Annotated in this window: 9 protein-coding genes and 1 tRNA gene; all 10 read right to left on the bottom strand. The window is 32.1% G+C overall.

Annotation, left to right across the window (positions count from 1 at the left end; translation table 11 throughout):
• Nucleotides 1-160, bottom strand: a 160-nt coding sequence (locus CPAL_RS01800; protein ID WP_242976277.1) for a GTP-binding protein, incomplete at its 3' end; no start/stop codon positions are given.
• Between the two features lie 82 nt (nt 161-242).
• Nucleotides 243-318 (bottom strand) — tRNA-Thr (locus CPAL_RS01795).
• 102 nt (nt 319-420) lie between these two features.
• A complete protein-coding gene (gene sigH / locus CPAL_RS01790; RefSeq protein WP_061858474.1) occupies nt 421-1,035 on the bottom strand; it encodes an RNA polymerase sporulation sigma factor SigH in 615 nt (204 codons plus the stop codon).
• Nucleotides 1,036-1,160: 125 nt separating this feature from the next.
• Nucleotides 1,161-1,670 (bottom strand): NYN domain-containing protein, encoded by a 510-nt coding sequence (locus CPAL_RS01785; protein ID WP_061858377.1) that lies wholly within the window; start codon nt 1,668-1,670, stop codon nt 1,161-1,163.
• 4 nt (nt 1,671-1,674) lie between these two features.
• On the bottom strand, nt 1,675-2,448 hold the full coding sequence (gene rlmB, locus CPAL_RS01780) for a 23S rRNA (guanosine(2251)-2'-O)-methyltransferase RlmB (protein ID WP_061858376.1): 774 nt from the start codon (nt 2,446-2,448) through the stop codon (nt 1,675-1,677).
• 24 nt (nt 2,449-2,472) lie between these two features.
• Nucleotides 2,473-3,210 carry an FAD-dependent thymidylate synthase gene (thyX, locus tag CPAL_RS01775; protein WP_061858375.1) on the bottom strand — a complete coding sequence of 246 codons (738 nt, stop codon included), beginning with the start codon at nt 3,208-3,210 and terminating at the stop codon, nt 2,473-2,475.
• 21 nt (nt 3,211-3,231) lie between these two features.
• Nucleotides 3,232-3,648: a Mini-ribonuclease 3 gene (locus CPAL_RS01770; RefSeq protein WP_061858374.1), complete on the bottom strand. Its 417-nt coding sequence runs from the start codon at nt 3,646-3,648 to the stop codon at nt 3,232-3,234.
• Between the two features lie 120 nt (nt 3,649-3,768).
• Complete coding sequence (gene cysS / locus CPAL_RS01765) at nt 3,769-5,169, bottom strand: cysteine--tRNA ligase (protein WP_106023993.1); 1,401 nt, start codon at nt 5,167-5,169, stop codon at nt 3,769-3,771.
• A gap of 60 nt (nt 5,170-5,229) precedes the next feature.
• Nucleotides 5,230-5,916: a 2-C-methyl-D-erythritol 4-phosphate cytidylyltransferase gene (gene ispD / locus CPAL_RS01760; protein ID WP_061858372.1), complete on the bottom strand. Its 687-nt coding sequence runs from the start codon at nt 5,914-5,916 to the stop codon at nt 5,230-5,232.
• A 35-nt stretch (nt 5,917-5,951) separates the two neighbouring features.
• The gene (locus CPAL_RS01755) at nt 5,952-7,031 is read right to left on the bottom strand and encodes a PIN/TRAM domain-containing protein (protein WP_106023992.1); all 1,080 of its coding nucleotides are present in this window, start codon (nt 7,029-7,031) and stop codon (nt 5,952-5,954) included.
• Nucleotides 7,032-7,183: the final 152 nt, after the last annotated feature.

Here is a 7,183-nt window from a genome sequence, read left to right as displayed (position 1 = left end):
GTGCTTTATCGATATCTTCGTATTTTTGTACTTCTGCTCCACCTGTCTTTGCTAGTGTCATTGTGATTGCTGCTGTTGTTGTTGTCTTACCATGGTCTACGTGTCCTATTGTTCCTATGTTTACGTGCGGCTTTGTTCTTTCAAACTTTTGTCTTGCCATTTTTTATTCCTCCCATTCATTAATTAAGTTTAATCTTTTCGTAAACTTGTCCTGGTGTGTTGTCAGCTTATTTTTAAATTCATGGAGCCCACGACCGGGCTTGAACCGGCGACCTCCACCTTACCAAGGTGACGCTCTGCCTGCTGAGCTACATGGGCATCTTCTAAAGTTCTAAAATAGTATTGAGCCCATGACACCACATAATTGTTTTTCAAAAGCCCTATACCAATTATCTATTTTACTATTCCCACTTTTTTTTGTCAAGATTTTTTCATATTTTTGTTTAAGCACTTTTCAAGCTTTCGCTTAACTCTCTGAAGAGCATTATCAATAGATTTAGAGTGTCTATCCAAGTCGCAAGCTATCTCTTGATATGATTTGCCCTGGAGATATGAATTCAATACCTCTAGTTCTAATTCTGATAGCACTTCCTCTATCTCACACTCTATTTTGTTTACCTCTTCCCTACTTATAATTAACTCTTCTGGATCAGATACCTTTACTGTGGATATTATATCCAATAAAGTTCTATCTGATTCTTCATCATAAATAGGTTTATTAAGAGATATATATGTATTAAGTGGTATATGCTTTTGTCTTGTCGCCGTTTTAATAGCTGTTATAATTTGTCTTGTAACGCATAATTCTGCAAAAGCTTTAAAGGATGATAACTTATCAGGTTTAAAATCTCTAATAGCCTTATAAAGTCCTATCATACCTTCTTGATAGATATCTTCTTTATCAGCCCCTATTAAAAAGTAGGACTTTGCCTTTGCTTTTACAAAATTTTTATATTTATTTATTAAATATTCTTGTGCTTTTACATCTCCATTTTTAGCATCTAAAGCAATTTCTTCATCTAATCTATCTTCCATCCCCTCATTTTCCCCAAGAATGCCTACGTTATTTATCAAGATATCCCCTCCATATACAAATTCCAAAAATATTCCATATCATACATTTTATTATACAGTAACAAGAAATTTGTAGTCAAGAAATTTTAATCCCCTCTTCTAATTTTTTCAAGTTTATCTAATACTTCCTCGTTTACTCTATCCTTCAACAAATTTTTATTCACTGAAGTATCCTTCCTAACCTTTACATTTATCTTACGCCTAGTACTTATTACTTCATTATAAAATTCTAAAGAAGACATTCTTGTAGCTCCTCTTTGAAATGTCACTTGCTGCTCTAGAAAGTCAGAAGTTACAACACATACTTCAGCCTTTCTACCTATTAAATTAACATATTTCTCAATAAAGCTATCTGCAGTTTCTCCTTCCTTCGTAAAAACAATTATTACATTGTCCAGCCTTTCTCTCTTTTCTAAACTTCCTTTCACCATATGGGCATCAAACACTATAAATATTTTATCTCCTTTAAAAGCCGCATAATTTTGTAACATCTCAATAAGCTTTATGCGTGCTGCCTCAAAACTATACTCTTTAATTTTCTTTAGCTCCGGCCAACTATTAATTACATTATATCCATCTACAAATACATTCTTCACGACTTTAACTTATTCCATTTTTTTGTTTTAAAACCTCATACATCATTATGCCGGCCGCTACAGATGCATTTAAAGATGTTATATTCCCTACCATAGGAATTTTAACTAGTCCGTCACATTTTTCTTTAGTAAGTTTTGAGATTCCTCTTCCTTCGCTGCCTATAACTAAAGCTACTGCTCCTGAAAAATCCGTCTGATAGCAATATGCTTCTCCATCCATATCTGCTCCGTATACCCAGACTCCTCTTTCTTTAATCATATCTATAGCTTTATTTACGTTTCCAACTTTAGCAACTCTCATATATTCAATAGCACCTGCTGATGTCTTATATACAGTAGGCGTAATACCAACGTTTCTTCTTTTAGGTATTATTATTCCATGCACACCACAGGTTTCTGCTGTTCTAATTATAGAACCTAAATTATGAGGATCTTCAATTTCATCTAGTATTACTATGAAAGGCTTTTCTCCTTTTTTATCAGCATAATCCAATATGTCATCAATACTGTAATACTTATAAGGAGTTACTATAGCCATAACTCCTTGATGTACTCCTGTTGCAGACATAGAGTCTAGTTTCTTTCTATCAACCTCTTTTATAACTATATTCTTTTCTCTTGCTATGGCCATAATCTTGCTTATAGACCCCGTCATATCTCCTTTGGCAACTAATATATTTTCTATAGTTCTATCACCTTTTAAAGCTTCTATTACAGCATTTCTTCCTTCTATTAAATCTTCTCTAGCCTCAATATCTTTTTTTCTTATCTCTTTCATTTTGGCTACCTCTTTCATTTAAAATTATTTTGAATATTTCTCTCTTACTTTCTCTATCTCTCCACAAGTCATAGCTCCTTCAGGGCAGTGTCCTTTTACACAGCCAGGACCTACTTTTTTAAATAAGATAGGAGCAACTTCTTTTACTAATTCTAGCATTTTATCTGCAAGAGCATGAATTTCCCATTGAGCTCTGTTGCAGCATCTATGTTCAAAAAAGTTCATTAAAGATCTCGCATTCATTGTGAACACTATCTTCGTTTCACATGCGTTTGGAAATACGTATCTAGCATCTTCAATAGCTTTTTTCTCTGCAGCTATTTCCTTAAACCCATTTTTTATATATTTTTCTTTTAATATACTTACAATATCATCATAAGCTTTTTGATCATTTTCCATGGCCTTGGTAAAGATTTGCCTTGCTTTTTCGTCTTTATCAATTTCTGGAGGAATTATGTATTCAAACTGATCTAGCTTTACATATCTTTGACTCTGTTGAGAGTAAGATGCAATTCTATGCCTAACCAATTGATGTGTTAATGATCTTGAAACCCCCTCCACGGCAAAAGTGAATGACACATGTTCTATAGGAGACATATGTCCATAAGACATTAATCTATTTAAAAATTTGTCAGTACTTTCATCATCCAATCCATTTAATATGTCATCTACTCCTACAGCACTATAACAAAGTTTTGCTGCTGATGCTATAACTTTTTCTGGATTTGGTGTATATTCTATTAATTTCACTTTTAGTGCCATTATATTCTCCCCTTTTAATCTTTAATTAATGCTTAAATTTATAATAATATTCAATAGCTCATTAAGTCTATCTAATTGATTTGTAATATATAAAAATCCTATTACTGCCTCAAATCCTGTTGCTATCCTATATTCCTGAATATCTGCATTTTTAGGGACAGTACCCGATTTAGCATTTCTTCCTCTTTTATATATTGCAAGCTCATCTTCATTCAGTTGATTCTCTATATTTTTCATAAATTCGCTTTGGGAGTGAGCCTTAACAAAAGATATGGCTTTAAGATGAAGTTTATGAGCAGATATCTCTCTATTATTGATAGTTAAATAAGTTCTAATAAACACTTCATAAGCCGAATCCCCTACAAAAGCAAGAACCAAAGGATTTAATTGTTTAGCCTCATTTATAGTAAGCTTATTATTTAAAAAGTCAAATTTCATGAGAAGATAATTCTCCTTTACTCTATATTCACAATCGTAAAACAACACTATACTTAATATAACGTGAAAGTGTAGTCATTTCAATAACGACTACACTTTTTGTTATTACCATTATTTGAATCACTCAGCTTTCTTCCATCTCACTCCCTGTGGAGTATCTTCAAGAATTATCCCCCTAGCTTTTAAATCATCTCTTATTTTATCTGCCAAGGCCCAGTTTTTATTTTTTCTAGCCTGCTGTCTTTCCTCTATTAGCGCTTCTATCTCAGAATTCAAATCCTCTATTGTAGACTTTTGAAGTATACCTAAAGGCTTTCCTAACTCCCTTATTAAATCCAAACAATATTTTATAAGTTCTTTAGATGAATCTACTCCTATATTAGTGTTTATGTCTTTTATCAAGTCAAATATTACAGCTATAGCATCTGCTGTATTAAAATCATCATCCATCTTATCTATATATTTGCCTTTATAGGAATTAAGATTTTCTATATAGGCCTTTTCTTCCTCTTTTAAATTTTCAGTTTTAACTTCATCTATAAGCCTTTCTAAATTACCTATAGCATTATATAGTCTTTCTTTTGAAGCCTTTGCACTTTCTAATAACTCATCACTAAAGTTTAAAGGGGTTCTATAATGAGCAGAAAGCATGAATAATCTTACAACTTCTGCATCATGCTTTTCTAAAATCTCTCTTGTAGTAAAAAAATTGTTTAGAGACTTTGACATCTTTTTATTGTTTATGTTCAGATAAGCCGAATGCATCCAGTAGTTGGCAAAAGGTTTACCACTTCTTGCCTCGCTTTGAGCTATCTCATTTTCGTGATGTGGGAAAACTAAATCCGCACCACCTGCATGAATGTCTATTGTCTCGCCGAGAATTTTATGCGCCATACATGAGCATTCTATATGCCAACCTGGTCTTCCTTTCCCCCATGGACTATCCCAAGAAGGTTCACCCGGCTTTTCACTTTTCCACACCGCAAAATCCATAGGATCTTTTTTTCTCTCATCTACACTTATCCTAGCACCCGCTTGTAAGTCATCTAGATTCTGTCCAGATAGCTTCCCATATTCTTTAAACTTCTTTGTGCTAAAGTATACATCTCCATCAACTTCATAAGCATAGCCTTTATCTATTAAATCTTGTATAAATTTTATTATCTCTTCTATATATTCAGTAGCTCTTGGATTAACAGTAGCCCTTTCAATATTAAGCCCATCCGCATCTTTATAATATTCTTCTATATATCTATCTCCTAATTCTCTTACTGTAGTATTCTCTTCGTTGGCTCTTTTTATCATTTTGTCATCTATATCTGTGAAATTTTGAACAAATTTCACTTTATACCCTCTGTATTCAAAATATCTTCTAATTGTGTCAAACACCAAAAAAGTTCTAGCGTTTCCAATATGAAAATAGTTGTATACTGTAGGTCCACAAACATACATAGTAATTTCATTAGGTTTTATAGGAACAAACTCTTCTTTTTGCCTTGTCATGGTATTGAATATTTTCATTACAGTGCCTCCTAAATAAATTATGTTTATTTTGCACAACTTCGTACTACAAGTATAATTTTACATCATATCTAATATTCTTTCACCAATTATTAGATCTTCTGGAGTGGTTATTTTTATATTGTTGTAGCTTCCCTCATATAAGTATACCTTATGATTATAATTCTCGACAATCATTGTATCATCTGTAGCTTCTATTTTTTCTTTCAAAGCTTTTTTATGAGCATCTAGTATCAAATCGTATTTAAAACATTGGGGGGTTTGCACAGAAAACAAAGTCTCTCTCTTTGGAGTATTTAAGGAGAACCCATCTTCTGTTTTGATTTTTATTGTGTCTTTAGGCTCTACTCCACAAGCACACGCATCATATATATTGGCATATTTTATTCCATCTTCAATTATTCTATTATCTACAAAAGGTCTGGCACCATCATGTATTAAAACAACATCGTTTCCTTTCGCTGCCAATAATCCTCTTATAACGGAATCTTGTCTTGTGCTTCCACCTTCAACTATCTTCTTTATTTTATTCATTTTATATTTATTTAAAATGTTATCTTTGCAATATTCAATCTCATTCTTTGCCAATACCAATACTATTTCATCTATTAAATCATTATCTTCAAAAGCTTTAAGTGTATAGTATAAAATTGGCTTACCTTTTAATTTTATGAACTGCTTATTTATTTTTGCCTTCATTCTAGTCCCTTTGCCTGCTGCTACAATAATAGCACAGTTTCTTCCCATTTAGAGCGCTCCTTTTCACTTTAAACGAAGTAAACTTATTTTTTCTGTTTTGCAAAAATCATTCTCCCTGCTGCCGTCTGTAGTACTGATGTAACTACTACATCCATAACTTCTCCTATATGCTTTTTGCCGCCTTCCACAACTATCATTGTTCCATCATCTAGATAAGCTATACCTTGTTCTTGTTCCTTACCATCCTTAATTATTTGTATTGTCATTTCCTCTCCTGGAAGAACCACAGGTTTTACTGAATTAGCTAGTTCATTTATATTTAAAACAGGGACTCCCTGCACCCCTGCTACTTTATTTAAATTGTAGTCATTGGTTATAACCTTTCCTTTTAGGACTTGTGCTAATTTTAATAACTTGCTATCAACTTCTTCTATCTCCGGAAAATCCTTATCTGTTATCTGTAAATCTATGACCAAGTCTTTTTGCATCTTGTTTAGAGTATCAAGTCCTCTTCTACCTCTATTTCTCTTTAAACTATCAGACGAATCAGCTATATGTCTCAATTCATCTAAAACAAAGTTTGGTATTATTAAAGTTCCTTCTATAAACCCGCTTTGACATATATCTAAAATTCTTCCATCAATTATTACAGAAGTATCAAGGACCTTTGGAATTCCTTTATATTGAGTCTTAGGTTTTTTTTCTTTTGTAACCCCAACTTTTTTTATGCTTGAAATAGCTCCAATTAAATCTTCCTTCTTTTTAACTGCAATATCAACTCCTAGAGCAGTCACTACTAAAACTATGATTATTCCTATTATTTTTCCTATAAGAAAATCATTAAACAAACTCACAAAAGGAACTGAGATAATAAGTCCTAATATTGCTCCTACAGTACCTATAAGTATTTCTACGGTAGGTATTTTTTGTATATTTTCTTCAAAATAGTTCATAGTTTTTATTATTAAAGAATTAAATATAGGGGAAATAATAAATAATATAAGTCCTAAAAGCAAAGTAGCAAAGGCTAAAAACACTATTTTTAAAACGGTTGAACTATTAAAGTATGCTAGCCTATTTAAGCCAAGTAGCCATTCTCCTGATATAAATCCTAATATAAGGCCAATTACAGTAAAAAGCCCTCTTAGAATTCTATTAAACATTTCTTTCACCTCCTCGATAATTTCACCGTGTTACTTAAAAAGTTTTTAATACTATTAATACCAATATATATTATTATATACCCTATTTCAACCAGCCTAGCAATTATTTAAAATTTATTCATGAAAAATATCGTTACATTTTCCTCAGTATA

The sequence above is a fragment of the Clostridium thermopalmarium DSM 5974 genome (genome assembly GCF_002995795.1).
GTDB lineage: Bacteria > Bacillota > Clostridia > Clostridiales > Clostridiaceae > Clostridium_H > Clostridium_H thermopalmarium.
Note: the sequence above shows the minus strand (reverse complement) of the source record. Positions and strands in the feature narration are given on the sequence as shown.

What these genes read in the sequence shown, in the direction of transcription:
- CPAL_RS01755 (WP_106023992.1), bottom strand. Translation starts at nt 7,031, where the DNA reads ATGTTTAATAGAATTCTAAGAGGGCTTTTTACTGTAATTGGCCTTATA.
- ispD (WP_061858372.1), bottom strand. Translation starts at nt 5,916, where the DNA reads ATGGGAAGAAACTGTGCTATTATTGTAGCAGCAGGCAAAGGGACTAGA.
- CPAL_RS01770 (WP_061858374.1), bottom strand. Translation starts at nt 3,648, where the DNA reads ATGAAATTTGACTTTTTAAATAATAAGCTTACTATAAATGAGGCTAAA.
- rlmB (WP_061858376.1), bottom strand. Translation starts at nt 2,448, where the DNA reads ATGAAAGAGATAAGAAAAAAAGATATTGAGGCTAGAGAAGATTTAATA.
- thyX (WP_061858375.1), bottom strand. Translation starts at nt 3,210, where the DNA reads ATGGCACTAAAAGTGAAATTAATAGAATATACACCAAATCCAGAAAAA.
- sigH (WP_061858474.1), bottom strand. Translation starts at nt 1,035, where the DNA reads ATGGAAGATAGATTAGATGAAGAAATTGCTTTAGATGCTAAAAATGGA.
- cysS (WP_106023993.1), bottom strand. Translation starts at nt 5,169, where the DNA reads ATGAAAATATTCAATACCATGACAAGGCAAAAAGAAGAGTTTGTTCCT.